This window comes from Micromonospora sp. BQ32 (assembly GCF_059358895.1).
Genome location: NZ_JCADBI010000003.1, coordinates 113,550 through 132,901 on the forward strand (window position 1 = coordinate 113,550; position 19,352 = coordinate 132,901).

18 protein-coding genes are annotated in these 19,352 nt (G+C 71.7%); 8 read left to right on the plus strand and 10 right to left on the minus strand.

The features are described from left to right. Positions 1-15 precede the first annotated feature (15 nt). Positions 16-369 (minus strand): avidin-fold protein, encoded by a 354-nt coding sequence (locus tag AC5L30_RS07515; protein WP_494866187.1) that lies wholly within the window; start codon positions 367-369, stop codon positions 16-18. An 89-nt stretch (positions 370-458) separates the two neighbouring features. Here AC5L30_RS07515 and AC5L30_RS07520 point away from each other — a divergent pair, with 89 nt between their 5' ends. Beyond that, entirely contained in the window at positions 459-1,427 is a 969-nt protein-coding gene (locus AC5L30_RS07520) for an ATP-binding cassette domain-containing protein (protein ID WP_494866188.1), read from the plus strand. Continuing rightward, on the plus strand, positions 1,424-2,254 hold the full coding sequence (locus tag AC5L30_RS07525; RefSeq protein ID WP_494866189.1) for an ABC transporter permease: 831 nt from the start codon (positions 1,424-1,426) through the stop codon (positions 2,252-2,254). Before AC5L30_RS07520 ends, AC5L30_RS07525 begins: the two co-directional genes overlap by 4 nt. 73 nt (positions 2,255-2,327) lie before the next feature. On the opposite strand, the gene AC5L30_RS07530 is transcribed toward AC5L30_RS07525, so the two are convergent. From AC5L30_RS07530 to AC5L30_RS07540, 3 genes are read right to left on the minus strand one after another with little or no spacing between them, the layout of a single operon-like run. Beyond that, a complete protein-coding gene (locus AC5L30_RS07530; RefSeq protein ID WP_494866190.1) occupies positions 2,328-3,317 on the minus strand; it encodes an ABC transporter permease in 990 nt (329 codons plus the stop codon). Beyond that, positions 3,314-4,204: an ABC transporter ATP-binding protein gene (locus AC5L30_RS07535; protein WP_494866548.1), complete on the minus strand. Its 891-nt coding sequence runs from the start codon at positions 4,202-4,204 to the stop codon at positions 3,314-3,316. Before AC5L30_RS07535 ends, AC5L30_RS07530 begins: the two co-directional genes overlap by 4 nt. Before the next feature lie 20 nt (positions 4,205-4,224). Further along, positions 4,225-4,632: a GntR family transcriptional regulator gene (locus AC5L30_RS07540; protein ID WP_112678633.1), complete on the minus strand. Its 408-nt coding sequence runs from the start codon at positions 4,630-4,632 to the stop codon at positions 4,225-4,227. Between the two features lie 259 nt (positions 4,633-4,891). On the opposite strand from AC5L30_RS07540, the gene AC5L30_RS07545 reads away from it, so the two are divergent. Beyond that, a complete protein-coding gene (locus AC5L30_RS07545; RefSeq protein ID WP_494866191.1) occupies positions 4,892-6,160 on the plus strand; it encodes an Nramp family divalent metal transporter in 1,269 nt (422 codons plus the stop codon). Between the two features lie 55 nt (positions 6,161-6,215). Here the strand turns inward: AC5L30_RS07545 and AC5L30_RS07550 are convergent, their stop codons facing one another. The 5 genes from AC5L30_RS07550 to AC5L30_RS07570 form a co-directional block, all read right to left on the minus strand. After that, positions 6,216-6,968 (minus strand): hypothetical protein, encoded by a 753-nt coding sequence (locus AC5L30_RS07550; protein ID WP_494866192.1) that lies wholly within the window; start codon positions 6,966-6,968, stop codon positions 6,216-6,218. Then, positions 6,965-7,465 (minus strand): SigE family RNA polymerase sigma factor, encoded by a 501-nt coding sequence (locus tag AC5L30_RS07555; protein ID WP_494866193.1) that lies wholly within the window; start codon positions 7,463-7,465, stop codon positions 6,965-6,967. The genes AC5L30_RS07550 and AC5L30_RS07555 overlap by 4 nt, the downstream gene beginning before the upstream one ends. Positions 7,466-7,702: 237 nt before the next feature. After that, a complete protein-coding gene (locus AC5L30_RS07560; RefSeq protein ID WP_494866194.1) occupies positions 7,703-7,975 on the minus strand; it encodes a hypothetical protein in 273 nt (90 codons plus the stop codon). A gap of 180 nt (positions 7,976-8,155) precedes the next feature. Then, complete coding sequence (locus tag AC5L30_RS07565; protein WP_494866195.1) at positions 8,156-10,456, minus strand: M64 family metallopeptidase; 2,301 nt, start codon at positions 10,454-10,456, stop codon at positions 8,156-8,158. 138 nt (positions 10,457-10,594) lie between these two features. Beyond that, positions 10,595-11,554 (minus strand): hypothetical protein, encoded by a 960-nt coding sequence (locus tag AC5L30_RS07570; protein WP_494866196.1) that lies wholly within the window; start codon positions 11,552-11,554, stop codon positions 10,595-10,597. A gap of 151 nt (positions 11,555-11,705) precedes the next feature. Here AC5L30_RS07570 and AC5L30_RS07575 point away from each other — a divergent pair, with 151 nt between their 5' ends. The 4 genes from AC5L30_RS07575 to AC5L30_RS07590 all read left to right on the plus strand — a co-directional run bounded on the left by AC5L30_RS07575 (position 11,706) and on the right by AC5L30_RS07590 (position 15,708). Further along, complete coding sequence (locus tag AC5L30_RS07575; RefSeq protein ID WP_494866197.1) at positions 11,706-12,821, plus strand: hypothetical protein; 1,116 nt, start codon at positions 11,706-11,708, stop codon at positions 12,819-12,821. A gap of 29 nt (positions 12,822-12,850) precedes the next feature. Further along, complete coding sequence (locus tag AC5L30_RS07580; RefSeq protein ID WP_494866198.1) at positions 12,851-13,900, plus strand: NAD(P)H-dependent flavin oxidoreductase; 1,050 nt, start codon at positions 12,851-12,853, stop codon at positions 13,898-13,900. Between the two features lie 67 nt (positions 13,901-13,967). Then, the gene (locus tag AC5L30_RS07585) at positions 13,968-15,059 is read left to right on the plus strand and encodes an SRPBCC domain-containing protein (protein ID WP_494866199.1); all 1,092 of its coding nucleotides are present in this window, start codon (positions 13,968-13,970) and stop codon (positions 15,057-15,059) included. A 13-nt stretch (positions 15,060-15,072) separates the two neighbouring features. Next, positions 15,073-15,708: a CG0192-related protein gene (locus AC5L30_RS07590; protein WP_494866200.1), complete on the plus strand. Its 636-nt coding sequence runs from the start codon at positions 15,073-15,075 to the stop codon at positions 15,706-15,708. Positions 15,709-15,756: 48 nt separating this feature from the next. Here AC5L30_RS07590 and AC5L30_RS07595 read toward each other — a convergent pair whose 3' ends face one another. Beyond that, on the minus strand, positions 15,757-17,793 hold the full coding sequence (locus AC5L30_RS07595) for a glycosyl hydrolase family 28-related protein (RefSeq protein ID WP_494866201.1): 2,037 nt from the start codon (positions 17,791-17,793) through the stop codon (positions 15,757-15,759). A 219-nt stretch (positions 17,794-18,012) separates the two neighbouring features. Between AC5L30_RS07595 and AC5L30_RS07600 the strand changes: the two genes are divergently transcribed. Beyond that, on the plus strand, positions 18,013-19,107 hold the full coding sequence (locus tag AC5L30_RS07600) for an NYN domain-containing protein (RefSeq protein WP_494866202.1): 1,095 nt from the start codon (positions 18,013-18,015) through the stop codon (positions 19,105-19,107). Positions 19,108-19,352 lie beyond the last annotated feature (245 nt).

Here is a 19,352-nt window from a genome sequence, read left to right on the forward strand (position 1 = left end):
GCGATGTCGAGTGGGTCACCGGGTTGACCTGGGCGGCAGCTCCTCCACCACGCTGCTGCCGCTGCCCGGCCGGGACTCCCACGACCAGGTCTCGTGCAGCCGGACCCGGCCGTCGGGCAGCACCGTCACCTCGGACACGCAGTGCCCCGACGAGGTCTCGCCGTCGGTGTTGAGCTGCACGTACCGGAAGTCCAACCGGTCGCCGTCGCGGGTGCCGACGAGCCGGCCGCGGCGGATGGACCCGCCCACGTACTCGGCCCACACCTCGCCATCCCGCTCGTGGTACGAGAAGACGGTCTCCGTGCCCACCTCGCCGGCGACCACCTCCGCCACGGCGGCGAACCGCCGCCCGTCCAATGAGAGCGACATGTCGCCGAACCTAGTCGATCCACCCTTGGCGTATCAGCTACCGTACGTTGTACGATAGCGGTCGTTGTCGGTTGGACGAGGGGAGCGTTGTGGCGACGAGTGGTGACGCGATAGTGGCGGAAGGGCTGCGCAAGCGGTATCAGGACCGGTACGCGCTGGACGGTTTCGACCTGCGGGTGCCATCGGGAACGGTGTGCGGCCTGCTCGGCCCGAACGGGGCCGGCAAGACCACCTCGGTACGGATCCTGTCCACCCTGCTCCGACTCGACGAGGGTCGCGCCGAGGTCGCCGGCTTCGACGTGATCCGCCAGCCCGACCAGGTGCGCTACCGCATCGGGCTGGTGGGGCAGCATCCCGCGCTCGACGAGGCGCTGAGCGGTCGGCAGAATCTGGTGCTCTTCGGTCGGCTGTTCCATCTGGGCCGCCGGCGGGCCCGGCAGCGGGCGGTCGAGCTGCTGGAACGTTTCGGTCTCGCCGACGCCGCCGAGCAGCCGGTCAGCACGTACTCCGGGGGTATGCGCCGACGACTCGACCTGGCGGCCGGCATGATCCTGGCCCCCTCGGTCCTCTTCCTCGACGAGCCCACCACCGGGTTGGACCCGCGTGGCCGCAACGAGGTGTGGGAGTCGGTCCGGGAGTTGGTGCGCACCGGCACCACCGTGCTGCTCACCACCCAGCAGTTGGACGAGGCCGATCAACTCGCCGACCGGATCTCCGTGGTCGAGGCCGGCCGGGTGATCGCCGAGGGGACCCCGGACGACCTGAAGGCCCGGCTCGGCGGCGATCGGATCGAGGTGGTCGTCGCGGCGCCGACCGACCTTCCCACTGCTGTCGCCCAGATACGCCGGGCGGCCGACGATGAACCGACGGTCGACGTGGACCGGCGGATGGTGAGCGTCCGGGTCGGTCACCAGGCCGGCGCGCTCGTCGACGTGCTGCGTGCGCTCGACGCCGTGAACGTCCCGGTGGCGGACGTCGCGCTGCGCCGACCGACCCTGGACGACGTGTTCCTGCACCTCACCGGGGACCGGGCGTCGACGGCCGAGGTGGCCGCATGAGCGCGGTGAGCATGCCGGCCCCGGCGGTGGATCTGACGCCCGGCCGGCCCGCCCTCCTGGCCGACAGCAGCACCCTGATCTGGCGCGCTCTCGCCAGGTGGCGACGCGATCCTGGGCCGCTGATCGCCTCGCTCGGCTTCAACATCCTGATCGTGCTGATGTTCGCCTACCTGTTCGGCGGCGCGTTGCAGGTGCCCGGCGGTGGCAGCTACCGGGAGTTCCTGATGCCCGGCATGTTCGTGATGACCATGGTGTTCGGCATCAGCCTCACCACGATCGCCGTTGCCGAGGACCTGGAGCGCGGGGTGACCGACCGGCTCCGGTCGATGCCGGTCTCGCCGCTGGCGCCGCTGGCGGCCCGGGCCGTGGCCGACATGCTGTTCGCGCTGGTCACTCTCGGGGTCCTGCTGCTGACCGGCCTCGCGATCGGTTGGCGGGCGCACGGTGGGGTCGGTGCCACGCTGGCGGCGGTGGGGTTGATCCTGCTGCTGCGCTTCGCCCTGATCTGGGTCGGGATCTTCCTCGGGCTGATCGCCCGTGGGCAGACGGCGGTGGTGGCCGTGCAGACTCTGGAGTTTCCGCTCGGTTTTCTCTCCAACGCGTTCGTCGCACCGTCCACCATGCCCGCCTGGCTCGGTGCGGTGGCCGCATGGAACCCCCTGTCGGCGACCGTTGGTGCCACCCGCGAACTGTTCGGCAACCCCGGTTGGGGTGGCGACTCCTGGGCAGCGCAGCACTACCCGTGGCTGGCGGTGGTCTGGCCGCTCGTACTGGTCGCGGTCTTCCTGCCGCTCTCGGTCGCCCGCTACCGGCGACTGGCCGGCTGAGCCTGAGCAGGCGAGAGTCCGCGCTGACGGGTGCTCGCCGAGGCCCGCGCCTCGACGAGCACCCGTCGCGCGCCTAGGCGATCCGGCGAACCCGTCGCACCGCTAGGTAGACCAGGAGCACGGCGAGGGCGACGAAGATGCCCGTCTCGATGCTCTGGAACAGCCAGAACCGGTCCGCTGGCTGGTACAGCTGCCAGTTGTACGCGCCCGGCTCAAGGCCCAATTCGGACCCGCAGACCTGACCGTCCGGCCCTTTGCCGCCCGGCGGGCACTGGATCCGGGTGTCCTCCGCGATCATCGTCCCGTCCGGGTTCCGGACACCCTGGGTGAGGATCCAGTCCCCGCGGCTGATCACCGGTGGCCCGTCCCCCTCGATCGGGAAGGTCTTGGTGCGGGCGGGCTGGTAGTGCGGTCGGGCCAGGATCTCCACCGCCGCTCGTACGCCGATGAACCCGGCGAGCGTGATGCCCATGGCGGGCAGCATCCGCTTCCACACCGTGCCGGCGAAGATGCCGAGCGCCACGGCGAAGAGGGTGTAGCCGATCGGAGCGATGCCCTGCACATCGAAGACGATCATGCCCAGCCGGCCTTCGTGAGCGGCCTGGGTCAGCGGCTCCACCCACCAGGACATGCCCAATCCGTAGCCGCTCGCGAGGAGCAGCACGGACGCGCCGACCAGCCCGAACTTCACCAGGGCCCACCGGTTCCGGCCGACACCCTGGGTCCAGACGAACCGGTGCGTGCCCTGCTCCACCTCGCGGGCTACCAGCGGGGCGCCCCAGAACAGGCCGACCAGCACCGGCAGGGTGATCAGCAGAACGGCCAGCAGGTTGAGGTTGCTGTACTGGCTGCTGAAGCGGTGGAAGCTCGCGTCACAGGTCTCAAGGGTCGTCTGCGCCACGTCGGCGCGGGCAAGCTGACTCACGCAGTCCGTCAGCCCGAGGTCGCTGAAGGTGCTCCGCATCGACAGGCCGATCGGCACCAGCAGGGCGGCCAGCGCCGCGAACGCCAGCAGGGTGAAGAGCGCCTGCTTGCGGTGTTGCCGCCAGGTCAGCCAGATCATGCTGCCACCCCCCACTCGCTGTGCTTGGTCTGCGTGGTGCCGTCGGCCAGGTAGGCCAGCACGACGTCCTCCAGGCTCACCTCGCGGACCGTCCAGGCCGCATCGGTGACCGGCCCGTCGGTGCGGACGAGCAACGTGGACTGCCGGTCGGTGTGGCTGGCCCGGACCACGGCGGCGACGCCCCCGATAGCGCCGCCGTCGTGGCGCGGCCCGACCAGTTGCCGGTGCTCGGCGACCAGGTCGTCGACCGCGCCGGTGAGCTGCACCTGGGAGGCGTTCAGCACGATCAGGTAGTCGCAGACCCGTTCCAGGTCGGCCAGCAGGTGCGAGGAGAGCAGGACCGTGGTGCCTGACTCCGCGACGCTGCCCATCAGCGACTGGAGGAACTCCCGGCGGGCCAGGGGGTCGAGGCTGGCGACCGGTTCGTCGAGCAGCAGCAGCCGCGGCTGCTTGGCCAGTGCCAGGGCAAGCGCGACCTGGGCCCGTTGACCGCCGGAGAGCTTGCCGACCGGCTTGTCCGGCGGTATGCCGAGCTGCGCCAGCCGGGTACGGGCCAACGCCGCGTCCCACCGCTTGTTCAGTTTGCCGCCGGCGAGCACCAGCTCGGACGCCGTGAAGTCCCGGTACAGCGGGGTGTCCTGGGCGACGAAGCCGATGTCGGCCAGGCCCTCCGTGTCGCCGTACGGGGATCGGCCGAACACCCGGACCGCGCCCGCGTCGGGCTTGAGCAGCCCGACGGCCAGGTGCAGCAGCGTGCTCTTGCCCGCGCCGTTCGGCCCGACCAGCGCGGCGATCCGTCCGGCCGGCAGGTGCAGCGAGCAGTCCCGCAACGCCCAGGTGCTGCCGTACCGCTTGCCGAGCCGGTCTGCTTCCAAGACCATGTCCATCCCGTGTCCTCTCGTTCCGCTCACGCGGGCTCCTTCTGTGGGGCGTCGTCGGCGAGGGTGGCGCGCAGCGTCGTCTCCACCAGGGCGATGACGTCCTCGGCCGTGAGGCCGGCGGCTTGCGCCCGGTGTAGCCAGGCGACCAGGTCGTCGCGCAGCTCGGCCTGATTGGGCAGGGAAGCGCTGGCCAGGGTGCGCTGGACGAACGTGCCCACCCCGGGTCGGCCGCCGACCAGACCCTCGATCTCCAGCTCCCGGTACGCCTTCAGCACCGTGTTCGGGTTGATCGCCAGGGATTGCGCGACGTCCCGAACCTTCGGCAACTGGTCGCCCGGTGTCAGCAGGCCAACCCGCAGCGCCTGTTTCACCTGCTGCACAAGCTGCATGTAGGTGTTCACCTTCGACCGGCTGTCCAGTACGAACTCGATCACTCCCGATGATCCTTCCTGTTGTCCTACGACAGTAGGACTAATAGACAGCTTCATCGGTGACCCACCGGCTGTCAAGTGCGGCGCGGCACGTTCTGTCCGAACGCGGCCCGTCCGGTCCGGCGCGCCGCGTTGCCGCGGGCCCGCCGCTGTCGGTGCGGCGGGCCGACCCTGGTGGCACCGGCAGGCCAGCGGTTGGCACCGACGGGTCAGCCCGAGGGGAAGGGACCGGCAGCGATCCGCGTGAACGGGGAGGTGTTCGATGGTCACCAACGAACTGACGACGTCGAGGGCGACTCCACTACAGGTCGCTCGCGCCCGGGGCCGGGTACGCGGGCGGTTGATCCTGCTCGGCCCGGCGTTCGTCGCCGCCGTGGCCTACGTCGACCCCGGCAACTTCGCCACCAACTCCGCCGCCGGTGCCCGCTACGGCTATCTGCTGGTCTGGGTCGTGGTGGTGGCCAACCTGATGGCGATGTTGGTGCAGACGCTGACCGCGAAGCTGGGTCTGGCCACCGGGCGCAGCCTGCCCGAGCTGTGCCGGGAACGCCTACCCCGCCCGGTGAACCGGGTGATGTGGGTGCAGGCCGAGTTGGTCGCCATGGCCACCGACCTGGCCGAGGTGATCGGTGGCGCGGTCGCCCTGTACCTGCTCTTCGGCATCCCCCTGCTGCCCGGCGGGATCATCATCGGCACAGCCGCGTTCGCCGTGCTCGCGCTGCGCTCGCGCGGGTACCGCGCCTTCGAGATCGCCATCGCCGTCCTGCTCGGGGTGATCGTGCTGGCCTTCGCCGCCAACCTGCTCGCCTCCGGCTCCGATCCCGGCTCGGCCATGGCCGGCATGGTGCCGCGCCTCCAGGGCACGGACAGTGTGCTGCTGGCCGCCGGCATCCTCGGCGCGACCGTCATGCCGCACGTCATCTACGTGCACTCCGCGCTCACCCGCGACCGCATTCCCGCAGCCGACGACACCGAGCGCCGAATCCTGTTCCGCGGCCAGCGCACCGACGTGCTGCTCGCCCTGAGCGCGGCCGGCGCGGTCAACCTCGCCATGCTGCTGATCGCCGCGGCCAGCTTCCGGGGCGGCGGCCCGGGCGGCGCGGACAGTCTGGAGGGGGTGCACGCCGGGCTCGGCCAGACCATCGGGACCGCCGCCGCGTTCGGGTTCGCCGTCGCGTTGCTGGTCTCGGGGCTCGCCTCCACGAGCGTCGGCACCTACGCCGGAGAGGTGATCATGCAGGGCTTCCTGCGGCGGCGGGTGCCGCTGCTGCTGCGTCGGCTGGTCACCCTGCTGCCCGCGCTGGCCGTGCTCGCCATCGGCCTCGACCCGACCCAGGCGCTCGTGTTGTCCCAGGTCATCCTCAGCTTCGGCATCCCGTTCGCGCTGATCCCGGTGGTCGCCTTCACCCGCCGACGCGACCTGATGGGCAACCTGGTCAACCACCCGCTCACCACCGCCGCCGCGTCCCTGGTGGCCGTGCTGGTGGTCGCGCTCAACACGTTCCTCCTCTGGCAGGTCGTCGCCGGCTGAGCCGGCTGGTCGGCGTCGCCGGCTGAGCCGGCCGGTCGGGGCCTCCACATGTTGGTTACTGAGGTAGGACGCCTGCGGCCACTGCCTTCAAGTCCGCAACTGGCACATTCCCGTTTCCTCCGACGACGATCACCACACCGTTTGGCGTTGTGATCACCACATTGTGGGCTGTGACCTCAGCACCCACGAATTTGGTGAGCTGGGCTCGGCCAGCCGGAACGTCGTAAGTATCGATCACCTCGGCACCCTTGATGGCCCATCCGGTCAGCCATTCGGTGACCTGGTCTCGATCAGCCTCAGCTGTCGTCCGTTCCGGACGTAGCACCGAGATGTCTAGCCAATTGCCACCATTGGGCAGCACATATGTACGCAGTGTCGTTGCGGCGGTCGGATGTTCCGACGCGGGCACGGAGCCGTCGTTGTGCAACTGGTCCTCGGACACTGCGTAAGTATCAGATCCGTTGCCTGGAACACCGACCCGGAGTCCGTCGGGCACGAAAGTGACACGGTAGCCATCGAGCGGTTCGTGGATCGGGTCCGCAGCTACGGTCGGCGAGGCGGCCGCGATCGAATCAGTGGTCGAGCTGGGAGGAGAGGCGAGATGGGCCGGTCCTGTCAGCGTGACTACGAATGCAGCGGCAACGGCTGTCGCGGCCACTGCGCCGCCTGCCGCTGCGGCACGTAGAACCCGGCGCCTGCGTATGCCTCGATGCACCCCGGTAATGAACGCGTCGGTGACTGGAAGGGAGAAGTCCCCCTTGTTCAGGATGGCTAGTTCGTCGGTGGGGTTCTCGGCCACCAGGATCACCCTTCTGCTTTCATGGTCGCACGGAGGCTGGACATGCCTCGGGAGAGTTGAGACCGCACGGTCGCTGGGGTGCACCCCAGCAGGCGGCCGATCTCGTCGTCCGTCAGATCAGCCACGTATCGCAGAGCGATCGCCGCCCGCTGCTTCGGCGGCAGGGTCGCGAGGATCTGCCGGACCGCAGCAATCGAGTCCACCGCGGCCAGTGCGATGTCCTCGCGTGGCGTTTCCGGGATCTTGTCAGTCAGCATCGGCCTGCGACGTCGTCGCTCGTTGAGGAAAAGATTGACCATGGTGCGCTGGGCATAACCGACGGGATTCCCGTCCGAGCGCAGCCTTGACCAGGCGAGTCCGACGCGAATGAGGGTTTCCTGGGCGAGGTCTTCCGCAGCGGTTCGGTCCAGCGTCAGGATGTGGCCTAGACGCAGGAGCCCGGGAGCGCTCTGTTGTACAAACGCCTCGAACCCGGAGCCGTCCGGTGGGAATGCTGACACCTTCACACTATGACTACACGGCAGGTCCCCAGAGATGTTGCATAGGCTCCTGAGTTCTCTCAGAACGAGGTGGCTGCCTGCGCCCGGACATCCTCACGGGCCTTATACCTGTGAGTCATTTTCATGACTCACAGGTATAAGGCGTTGGAGACCATGTCGGGCCGGGCCCGCGTGGGTGGCCGGCCGCGTGGTGGCGGTTGCCGCCTTTGCGGTGAGCCAGCCAGGCCAGCGGGGCGGGTGTGGTCAGGTGCGGCGCCCCTCGTCGCGGGCCGGGATCTCCTGACGCTGTTCGAGCGCGTCCGCCGGGTTGGCGTCGGCCGGCAGCGACGTCACCTCCTCGAGGGTGCCCGCCGGGAAGGCGCCCTGCTCGGCCAGGTCGGCCTCGGCCGCCTCCGGGTCCACGTCACCCGACACCCGGTCCGGCGGCCCGACGTCGAACGCGTCCTGTCGTTGCTCAAGGGCATCCGCCTCCGGCGGAGGAAATGTGCTGCCCTGTTCGTCCCGGTACGTGCTCATCGGAGCCTCCCACCCGGCGGGTGTCGACATGCCGCCGGGCCGCTGCCTACCCGCCACCGCCGTACTCAGGCCGCCAGGCTGGTCAAAGTCTGGGCGGTCTCCGGGAACGTGCCGCCTCCACAGCAGCCCCTTCCCGGTATCTGCGCGGATCTTGAGCGGTCTGGCGGCACGCCGTCGGCGTCATGCCCGGCGGCAGTGGCCCGCGGCCGGATTGTGCACCCGGGTGGGTGCCCCCAGGTCGACCGGGGCCGGGCCGCCCGAGCAGGCCAGCGCGCCCACCTGGCCGCCGGCGAGGATGGGCGCCGATGCGGTACCGGTCAGCGCCAGCGGCCCAGCCACCCGCGTCCCCACGACCGTGACGTGGTCGGTGGTGCCGGTCAGCACCACCGCGCCGCGTACCTCGGTGTTCAGCAACTCGACGGCGGTGGCGCCGGACGCCGCCAGGATTCCGGCGATCGAGGAGCCCTGGGCGACCAGGGCGGCGCCGGGCGTGACGGTGACCGGGCCGGTCACGGTGGCCGAGCGCAGGCAGGTGACACCGGCGGTGACGGTCAGCGGGCCGGCGTGTCGGCCGGTGACCACGGTGGTGCAGGCCGGTGGTGGCGGGATCAGGGTGGCCACGAACGCGCGAGCCGACCCGATGTTGCCGACCGCGTCGATGCCCCGGTACTCGATGGTGTGCCGGCCGTACCCGGGAGACCGCTCAGCGAACGGGGACACGGACAGGCCGCCGGTGCCGAGGTTGCCGTAGACCAGGCCGTCCACGTCGGTGCCGGTGGCGGTGAACAGGAACGGCGATCGGGCGTCGGTGGGCCAGCCGTAGTAGTTGTGCCACCCGTCGCCGTCGAGCCGGAACTCCGAGGTGACCTGGCCGCTGCCGTCGTCGGTGCCGGTCAGCCCCATGGTGAACGGGCCGTTGTACACGTACTCGGTGGGTCGGCCGGGCCGGGTGACGGTGAGCAGCGGCTCGGAGAGGGCGTACGCCACGTTGGGCCGTGTGGCGTCGACCGTCCAGGAACGCGTCACCGCCTTGTCGGTGCCCGGGTCGCTGACCCGGGCGGTCAGCCGGTGGGTGCCTCGCGACAGGCGCAGGGCACCCAGGTCCACGTCCCGGTCGGTGCCGGTGTCGGCCACCGGCCGGCCGTCGAGCGTCCAGCGCACCCGCGGCGCCCGATCGGTGGGCTGGTTGGTCCGCACGTACACCACGTCGTGCGCGCCGACCGGCCGGTCGGTCGCGGTGGCCGCGGTGATCGCGAGCGGCGACTCCACCACAGAGGTACGCACCGCGGTGTCCACGGTCCACGTGCGGGTCTGGGTCAGCGCGGGGGAGCGGCGGACCGCCGGGTCGCGGACGAACTCCGTCGGGTCGGTCACCGTGGCGGTCACCGTGTGCCGGCCGGGGGAGAGCCGCAGTTTCCGCAGGTCCAGATGGCGGGTGTTGCCGGTGCGCGGCACCGCCCGGCCGTCCACCGACCACGTGACGGTCAACGCGTGGCTCACCGGGTGCAGGGTGTCCACCCAGAGCAGTCGGTCCGCGCCAACCGTCTGCTCGGTGGCCGTGCCGCCCTGCACGATGCCGACCCGGGCGGCGATCCGTTCGGTCATCCGCTCCCGGCCGACCTGGTCGAAGTAGAAGCCCAGCGACTTCATCATCGAGTGTCGGCTCGGTCGCCACACCCCACGCTGGAGGTACAGGCCGCCCTCGTAGCGGCCGATCGTCCCGCCCGACTCGCTCGGCTCACCCAGCCAGCGCCACCACTTGGCCCGGGTGTCGCGCATCTGCCGTTCGGTCAGCACGGTGTGGTGCACCGAGTCCGGTTCCGGCCCGCTGTAGGTGTCGCCCGGCACCCCGCGGCCGTAGTAGTCGTACTCGTCCTGCAGGCCACCGAGCGAGTGCCCCAGCTCGTGCGGGCTGATCAACGCGGAGAGCGCGTTGCCGCCGGAGGCGGTGGCGTTGCTGCCGCCAGCCCCACCGTAGGTGCCGCTGTTGGCCAGCGCGATCAACTGCCGGTTGCCGGCGTTGCTGCCGACGGCCAGGTCGGCGTACGCGTTCGCGGCGGTGCCGTCGACGGTGAGCAGGCGTTGCACGCTCGCCGGGTTGCAACCACCCCAGAACCCCATGCCCAGCGCCGTGTCGCGTTGCGGCGCGGACAGGCCGGGATCGCAGTCCACCCCGGACTCGGCCGAGACGATCTCGACGGCGTAGACGTTGAAGTAGCTGCGGTAGGACTTGAACGGCTCGATCGTCCACAGGGTGTTGAGGTGCCGGTCCACGTGTGCTCGGAAGGTGGGCAGGTCGGCCTCGGTGTAACCGTCGCCCAGCAGCACCAGGTTGAACCGCGTCGCCGGATCACCGGTGACCTGGATCGGCACCACGGTGGCGCTGGCCACCGGGGCGGCCGGTGTGGCGGCGGCCGGTGAGGCGACCGTCAGCCCCGCCGTGACCAGCGCCGCGACGCACAACCCCGCTCTGATCCGCACCCTGCGCCCCTTCCCTGTGCCGGTCGGCTTGGCGGTGCCGGGCGTCGGGCCCGGCGGGGGCGCCCTCGTCCGGGTCTGCCGTGACCGTGGACATCTCGGACCGTACCGGTCTCCGCACCGACAGGTAACCCTCGACGGTCAGTCGGTCGTCTCCTCGGCTGTGGTGCCCCGGCGCGTTCCGGCGGCCAGCCCGAGCGCCAGCAGCACGCACACCGCGCCGACCAGGAAGAACAACGAGGCGGTCGGCTGGCCCAGCCACTCCCAGTACGGGTGCCAGGCGGGGTGCGGCTCGCCAAGGTGGTGCCACAGCAGGGACGGGACGCTGAACAGCACGGGCAGCCACCACAGCACCGTGGCCACACCGATCAGGCCGTGCACCGCGCCGCGGCGACGGCGTCCCGCGATGCGTCGGCTGACCCAGCCGAAGACCACCCAACCGGCCACCGCGCCCAGCACCGTGCCGAGCACCCCGGCGGGGACCACCAGGGGCGGCGGCGCGCGGTGCAGCTCGACCGAGAGGTAGCTGGCGTCGACGGCGGTCTGCGAGGAGATCGAGGCGTTCAGGACGGTGTCGCCCCGTCGGGCGGTCAGCGCGGTGTCGGTGATCGCCTGCGGGGTGGCGCACATCTTGTCCGCACAACTGACGCCGTCGGACACCTGTGGGTCGTACACCTGCCAGCCGGCACCGGTCAGGCGCTCCCGGGCCACCGTGACGATCTGCTCGGCGGGCACCGGCGGCGCGCCGAGGGCGACGGCGCCGGTGGCGCTCTCCTGATACTCGCCGCCGTCACCGAACAACAGGGTCTTGACGGTCCCCAGGCGCAGCGCGTGCCCGTAGACGACGAAGAGCGCCGGCGGGGTGTCGATCTCGTCGAGGTCGTGGCCGGGGAAGACCTCAGTCAGGATGGCGCCGGCCTCGGCCCGGTCGGGCTGCGGTCGAGACGTCTCCCAGGCGGCCCGGCTGGCCAACGCGCCGGTGAAGAGACCGCAGATGACCGCGGCGAGCGGCACCCAGGCGACGGCGGCGCCACCGGCCGGGCGGCCGAGGCGGCGCAGCAGACGCCGTCCGAACCGGTTGGCCGGCGCGGTGTCGCTCACGGACATGGCCACCCTCCAGCTTCAGAATCAGGCGGAGCGACAGTACATCGACCAGGGGTCCGGGCGCGTCCCCCGGATGACCGCCGCCGGTGGCCGGGATCGGCCAGGATGGGCGGGTGGCCGGTCACGGCCGCGACGAGGAGGGTGGGCGATGCGGGTACGCGGACGGTTGACCTGGGGGCGGCGTGCTCGGGCGGGGGCGGTGCTGACCGCGCTGCTGGCCGGCGTGCTGCCACCGGCCGTGGTGCTGGCGCCGGGTGCCGCCACGGCGGGCGCGACGGCGGGGACGCCCGTCTGCCAGGTGCGCGACGACCGGCTCCGCGAGATCTCCGGGATGGTCGCCACCGACGACGGGTACGTGGTGATCAACGACGGGGCCGACGACGAGGCCCGCCGCCGGATCTTCTTCCTCGACCAGCGCTGCGCGGTGGCGCGTACCGTCTCCTTCCCGTCCCGGCCCCGGGACACCGAGGACCTGGCCATCGGCCGGGACGGCACCGTCTGGGTCGCCGACATCGGCGACAACGACCGCTCCCGGCCGACGATCGGCGTGTGGCGGCTCGCGCCGGGGGCGGAGCAGCCGGTGCTGCACCGGATGAGCTACCCGGACCGTCCGCACGACGCCGAGGCGCTGCTGCTCGACGCGTCCGGCCGGCCGCTGGTCGTCACCAAGGGCGGCAGCGGCACCGTCTTCCTGTACGCGCCGACCACCGCGTTGCGGTCGGACGCGACGACGCCGCTGACCGCGCTCGGCCAGGTGACAGTGCCGTCGACCACGACCAGCAACCCGTTCTCGTTCCTGGGGCGCGGGGTGATCACCGGCGCGGCGAGCGCCCCGGACGGAGGACGGGTGGTGCTGCGCAGCTACGCCGACGCCTTCGAGTACGACGTGCCCGACGGCGACGTGGTCCGCGCGTTGACCACCGGCGCCCCGCGGATCACCCCGTTGCCGGACGAGCCCCAGGGCGAGTCGATCACCTACAGCCGCGACGGCCGGTCGTTGCTCACCGTCTCCGAGTCCGCCGGTCAACCAGCCGGCACCCGCCCGACGATCCTGCGCTACCCGGCCACCGCCACCACGGCCACCGCCGCGCCTTCCACGGAGTCCGCTGACCCGGTGTCGCCCACGGCGGTCCGACCGGCCGCCGGGGAGGTCGGTGGCGGCGTGGGTGGACGAACCTGGCCGCTGGCGGTCGGCGCGGGAACACTGCTGGCCCTGCTCGGGCTGGCCGGCGTGCTGCGGTGGAGGCACACCGTGCGTCGGTGAGCGGACCGGGCCTGCGGCAGGATGGGGGGATGTCCGTCCTGTCCACGTTGCGCCACCCGATCATCGCCGCCCCGATGGCTGGCGGCCCGTCCACGCCCACGCTGGTGGCCGCCGTGTCCGCCGCGGGTGGGCTGGGCTTCCTCGCCGCCGGAATGATCGACACCGGCCGGCTGGTCGCCGACGTCGCCGAGGTCCGCGCGGGCACCGATCGGCCGTTCGGCGTCAACCTCTTCCTGCCCGACCTCGGCGGCGTCGACGAGGCCGCCATCCAGGCGTACGCCCAACGGCTCGCCCCGCAGGCCGCGCAGCGCGGGGTGAGCCTGGGCGAGCCGGTGAACGGCGACGACGCGTACCCGGAGAAGCTGGCCGCGCTGCTCGCGGACCCGGTCCCGGTCGTGTCCTTCGTGTTCGGGCTGCCCGACCGGGCGGCGGTGACCGCCCTGCGCGAGCGGGGCACCGAGGTGTGGGCAACCGTCACCCGCCCGGAGGCCGCGACCGCCGCCGCCGAGCTGGGTGTGGACGCGGTGGTGGTGCAGGGCACCGAGGCCGGTGGGCATCGCGGCGGCCTGCCGGACGACGACGACTACGGGCTGCTGCCGCTGCTCCGGCTGACCGCCGCCCGTTGTGACCGGCCGTTGGTGGCCGCGGGTGGCCTCGTCGACGGTCCCGGGGTGGCCGCCGTGCTGGCCGCCGGCGCCGCCGCCGCGCAACTCGGCACCGCCTTCCTGCGCTGCCCGGAGGCGGGCAGCTCGCCGATGCACCGGGCGGCGGTGGCCAGCGCCACGCCGACCGCGTTGACCCGGTCGTACACCGGCAAGCGGGCCCGTGGGGTGGCCAACGACTTCCTGCGCCAGCACGACGCGGTGGCACCGCGCGGCTACCCCCAGGTGCTGCACCTGACGCGTCCACTGCTTGCCGCCGCCCGACGGGACGGGGACGCATCGGTGGCCAACCTGTGGGCCGGGCAGGCGCACCCGCTGGCCAAGGACCTGCCGGCGGCGCAGGTGGTCGCCGAGGTCAGTGCCGGCGCCCGGGCCGCGCTGGCCACAGTGGCCGAGCGGTCCAGCCGCTGGGGCTGACCAGGGCGCCGGCAACCGGCTCGGGCGGGCGGAACAGGGCCGACGGGCAACCCGTTAGAGTCTCGCCGTGATTGAGATCGGTGCGCAGGTCGAGCTGTCCCACCCGGCTGAGCGAGTCTGGCGCGCGCTGACCGATCGGGAGTTGCTCGGCCGCTGGTTCGCCGAGGCCGAGACGGTCGAGGGCGTACCGGACCGGATGTTGCTGCACACGGCCGGCCTGCCCGGCTTCGAGGCCAACGTCGAGGTCGAGGTGACGGAGCGGCAGGAACCGGACCTCCTCGTGCTGGCCTGCGACGAGGCCGGCCGGCTCAGCGAGCTGACCTGCACGGTCACGGCCACGAAGCAGGGTTGCCGGTTGGAGCTGCGGGAGGTCAGCACGCACGGCGCGTGGTCCGCCGAGCAGCACGAGCCGCGCGAGCAACAGCTCCGGCAGGCGCTGACCGTACGGCTGCCGGCCATCCTCGACTGGCTCGCCTTCCAGCAGGTCGACCTGCGCCGCGCCGACGGTGGGATGACCGCGGAACTGCCGCTGATCGGCGTCCGCGGCCGGGCCGGCCGCAACCCCCGTCGGCGTCGCACGCTGGTAGCCGTGGCCGCCGGGGCTGTGCTGGTGGCGGGGACGGCGGCATGGGTGACGTTGCCGCCCGACTCGAAGCCGGCCGCCGCGCCCGCACCGACAACCACCGTGTCGCCGACCGAGACGGCCGGCACGACCACCGTCGCGCCCACGGCAACCCCCTCGGCGCGCCCCTCGCGGGCCACCGCGTCGGCGACCACCCGCCCGAGCCGGACCCCGTCGGCGAAGCCCTCGCGGACGCCCACGTCGGCTGCGCCACCCCCGCCGCCGGCGCCCATGGTGGCCCGCTACGAGACCGACTCCAGCCGACTGTTCGGCTACACCGGCGAGATCGTGGTCGGCAACCCCAGCGGCGCGCCGGTGGCGGACTGGGCCGTGGTGGTCACCCTCGCCGAAGGCACCACCGTCGACGACGTCGACGGCGCGAACTGGCGACAGGACGGACGGGCGATCACCTTCACCGGATCCGCCGTGGCGGCCGGGGAATCCCAGACGATCAGCTTCGACGTCCGCGACAGCCGGCCGAAGGCCCGGGAACCGGAGAGCTGCACGATCGGCGGGCAACCCTGCGCGGGCCTCTGACTAGGCTGCCGTCATGGCACTGCTGCACAAGGCGACCCTGCGCCCCACGAAGCTGGACCTGCTGGCGAGCTGGCTGCCCGACCGACAGTGGTTCGGCGGGCCGGCCGGCGTCGAGCTGGTGAGCCGAGGCGGCTACCGCTTCGACGACCCGGCCGGCGAGGTCGGCATCGAGACGATGCTGGTCGGCGCCGCCGACGGGCCGGTCCACCATGTTCCGCTCACCTACCGTGCCGCGCCCCTGGAGGGGGCGGACGGCTGGCTGGTCGGCACCACCGAGCACTCGGTGCTCGGCTGGCGCTGGGTGTACGACGGCTGCGTCGACCCGGTGTACGCCGCCGCGCTCGCCCACGCGATCCTCACCGGCAGCGGCCAGGCGGAGCAGTACTTCGAGGTTGACGGCCGGCGGGAGGTGCGTGAGCCGACGGTGACGGTCGTCGTCGACGGCGCCGCCGACGCCCAGATGCCGGTGGTCGGCGCGGTGCGACGGGTGGTCGACGAGGACCGCACGCTCATCGACACCGACACCGTCGAGCTGGTCGTCGTGCGCCGGCCGGGGGTCGGGGCCGATCGGTTGGCCGGGGGCACGCTGAGCGGCCGGTGGGACGGTCAGTCGACGACCGTGCCGCTGGCGTACGCCAGGACGCGCTGATCTGGGTGTGCGGTGGGCGGCCCGACTCTCTCGGGCCGCCCACCGCTCTCACCACTGCGCCGGAGGCGGGGGCGGCGACACGGGTGGCCGGTCGTCGCAGGTGATGGTGTTGGGCAGCAGCCACGGCGCGAGCCACCCGCCGTCGTTACCGCCGAGGTCGGTCAGGGTGAACTCCGAACCGGCCGGGGTGAAGTGGAACGATCCGCAGTTGTTGACGCCGACCGCGCCCACGTTGCGGGCGTCCACGTTGGCGAACGAGGCGGACCCGGCCGCGCGGGCGCTGACCACCGAGGTGCCGGTGCCGTCCACCCGGACGTCCCGGAACCGCACGTCGGAGATCGAGTAGAGATCCTTCACCGGCCACTCACTGACCAGCATGATCGCGTTGTACGTGTTGTCCAGGTACGCGTCGCCGGTCACCTCGATGGGCGCCTCGATGCTGCGATCCAGCGCGAAGACCCAGATCGCGCCCAAGCCGATGTTCCAGTTCAGCTCGTACGTGCCGGCGCGGGCGGTGGTGTTGTTGGTGAACCGCAGGTGCCCGGTGAACGGCTCCGCGCCGAAGCGGGCCCCGGCGTGCAGGCCGCTGCCCTCGCGTACCGGGTCGGCGACCAGGTTGTGCGAGACGGTGGTGTCGGTGCCGCCGTAGATGGCGATGCCGTTGGCCAGGGTCGGTGACTGCACGGTGTTGTGGTCGAACGTGTTCCGCGCGTTGGCCGTCTTCTCCGACCACATCGCCAGGCCGTCGTCTCCGGTGTTGCGGACGAAGTTGTGCGACACGAGGGAGTCGGTCACGCCGGTGTGGAAGTTGAGCGCGTCGGCGATCTGGTCGACGATGGTGTTGTTGGTGACGCGGACGTTGCGCATCGGGCCGTCGAACCACAGGCCCGCCTTGGTGTGGTGCAGGTAGAGCCCGTCGATGGTGGAGTCGCTCATCGCCCCGCCGATCGCGTTGACCTGGTCGGTGTCGATGCGCTCCCGCACGTCGCCCTCGATGGCGAAGCCGGAGAGGTGCACGTTACGGCTGCCGCCGTCGGCGGCGTCCCGACCGTAGAACCCGACTCCGGTGTGCACCGAGCCGTCCGGCGCGGGGGTCGGCAGGGCGACCTCGCGGCCCTTGATGATGGTGTACCAGTTGCCGGCGCCCTCGATGGTCACGTCGTCGACGATGATGTGCCGGTTGACCTGGTAGGTGCCCGGTGGGATGTACACCTTGAGGTGGGCGCGCCGGGCGAAGGCGATGGCCCGGTCCAGCGCGTCGGCGGAGTCCCGCCGGCCGGTGGGGTCGGCGCCGAAGGCGAGCACGTTCGCCGCGAGCAGCCGGACGTGCGGCGGCGCGACCAACTCGGAGTCGAGCAGGTCGATGACGGTCCAGGCGGCGGCGCTACCGGGCGGCGCGGTGAGCCGGACCTTGTCGCCGGCCCGGTAGGTACGCCCGAGCAGCAGCCGCTGCTCGTCGTAGAAGTGGGTGGGCCGGAACGGCTTGTTGATGCTCGGGTACGGCGTGGTGGCCGACGGCACGCACTGGCACTCGGTGATCCACCAGTCCGGGTGCAGCAGCCCGGCCTGCGGGTCGTTGGTGAACGGGTACTGGTTGTAGAGCCACGAGTACTGCGAGGTCAGCGTCATGGTGCGCAGGTGCTTGCCGTTGACCGCGACCCGCAGCGGCGCGGTGATCCCACCACCCTGCGGCGCGTCCGGGATGCTGTACCGCACGGTGATCCCGTTCGCCGCGCTGGGCAGGACGAACTCCACGTACTCCCCGGGGGTGAGCCGGACCGCCCGGCGGCCGGAGGCCTCCGCGGGCAGTGTGTAGGCGGACCGATCCGGCCCGATGATCTCGCCGTTGGTGCGCGCGTTCTCCGCTTCCTGCTCGAGGAAGTCGACGTCCGCGCCCCGTCCGGCGACCAGCGCCGGATCGAGGGCGGCCCGGGTGACCACCGGCTGCGCGCCGGCGGACGCGGGTGGACTGGCGGCGGCCACGGTGGGCCCGGCGACCAGCACGGCGAGACCGGCCGCGAGCGCGACGGCGGTGCCGCCGGGCCGGCCGGGGCGTCCCCGCGCCGGCATGAGGCTGCGAAACATCGGTGACCCTCCTGGGTGGGTGGTGGTGGAGGTCCGCCCGGCGCTCCCCCGACGCCCGACATTGATCGTCATGATGCAGCACCAGACATGGCACTGCAAGACGCCTATCGAACAACGAAATTAGACGACTATCAGGCCGCAAGAAATGGACGGTCGTCGAGTTGAGGTGTCGCGCGTCGCCCGCCCCGACCAGCTCACGCCGGGCGTAGGCTGATCCGCGTGGATCAAGAAGACCGGATTGCCCTCTTCCTCGACTACGAGAACCTCGCGTTGGGCGCCCGCGACCATCGCGGTGGCGCGGCCTTCGACTTCCGGCCCATCGCCGACGCGCTGGCCGAACGGGGTCGGGTGGTGGTCCGCCGGGCGTACGCCGACTGGTCCTACTTCGACGAGGACCGCCGGATGCTCACCCGCTCCCACGTGGAGCTGATCGAGATCCCGCAGCGGATGGGCGCGTCCCGGAAGAACGCCGCGGACATCAAGATGGCCGTCGACGCGATCGAGTTGGCGTTCGAACGCGACTACATCTCCACCTTCGTCATCTGTAGCGGCGACAGCGACTTCACCCCGCTGGTGCACAAGCTGCGCGAGCTGAACAAGCGGGTCATCGGGGTCGGGGTCGAGGGGTCCACCTCGGGGCTGCTACCCCCGGCGTGCGACGAGTTCCTCTACTACGACCGGCTGGAGGGCGTGGACATCCCGCCGGCCCGGGGCCGACGCGCGCGTCCCGCCACCCGGCCGGCCGGCGCCGAGCAGCGCCCACCCGAGCCGGAGCGGGAGCACGAGCCGGAGGTGGATCGCCGGCCGGCGGGGGAGGAGCCCGGCCGGGACGTGGACGCTCTCGCCGTGCTCGTGGCCCAGTCGGTCGCCGGCTTGCAGGGCAGCGCCAACGGCGAGGTCACCGCCTCCCGACTCAAGCGCACCCTGCTGCGCAAGGACCCGACGTTCAGCGAGTCCGACTACGGCTTCCGCACCTTCGGCGAACTGCTGCGTCACCTCGCCGAGCGCAACGTGATCGAGTTGGGCGAGGGCCCGGCGAAGGGTGACCCCGAGGTCTCGTTGCCCGAGCACGGCGACCGCGAGGTGGCGTTCGGCCTGCTCCGGGGTGTCGTGGCGGATCTGGGCAGCGGCGGCAACCCGGTGGCGTTGTCCGGGTTGAAGAACCAGGTGCGTCGGGCGCGTCCGGACTTCAGCGAGAAGAAGCTCGGCTACCGCAGCTTCCTGCAGTTCTGCAAGGCCGCCGCCACCGCCGGCGTACTGGACCTGCGCTGGAGCCCCGAGGCCGACGACTACCTCCTGACCACCCAAACCTGACCGCCGCCCGCCCTCTCGTGTTGATCAAGAGGTTCGCGTCAGCGGGACCGCGATTCGTGACGCGAACCTCTTGATCAACGGAGGTCGGCGGCGGGAGTTGCGGGGTGGGGGCAGAGTGGGGGTTCCTGATTTGCAAGTCAGGAGCGGGAGAACCGCCCGTTATGGTTTCGAACCGCCAACGGTTGGGCCGAAATGCGCCGGGAATGTCGCCCTTGCCCCGGTCCGGGCATACCTGCGCCGTACCC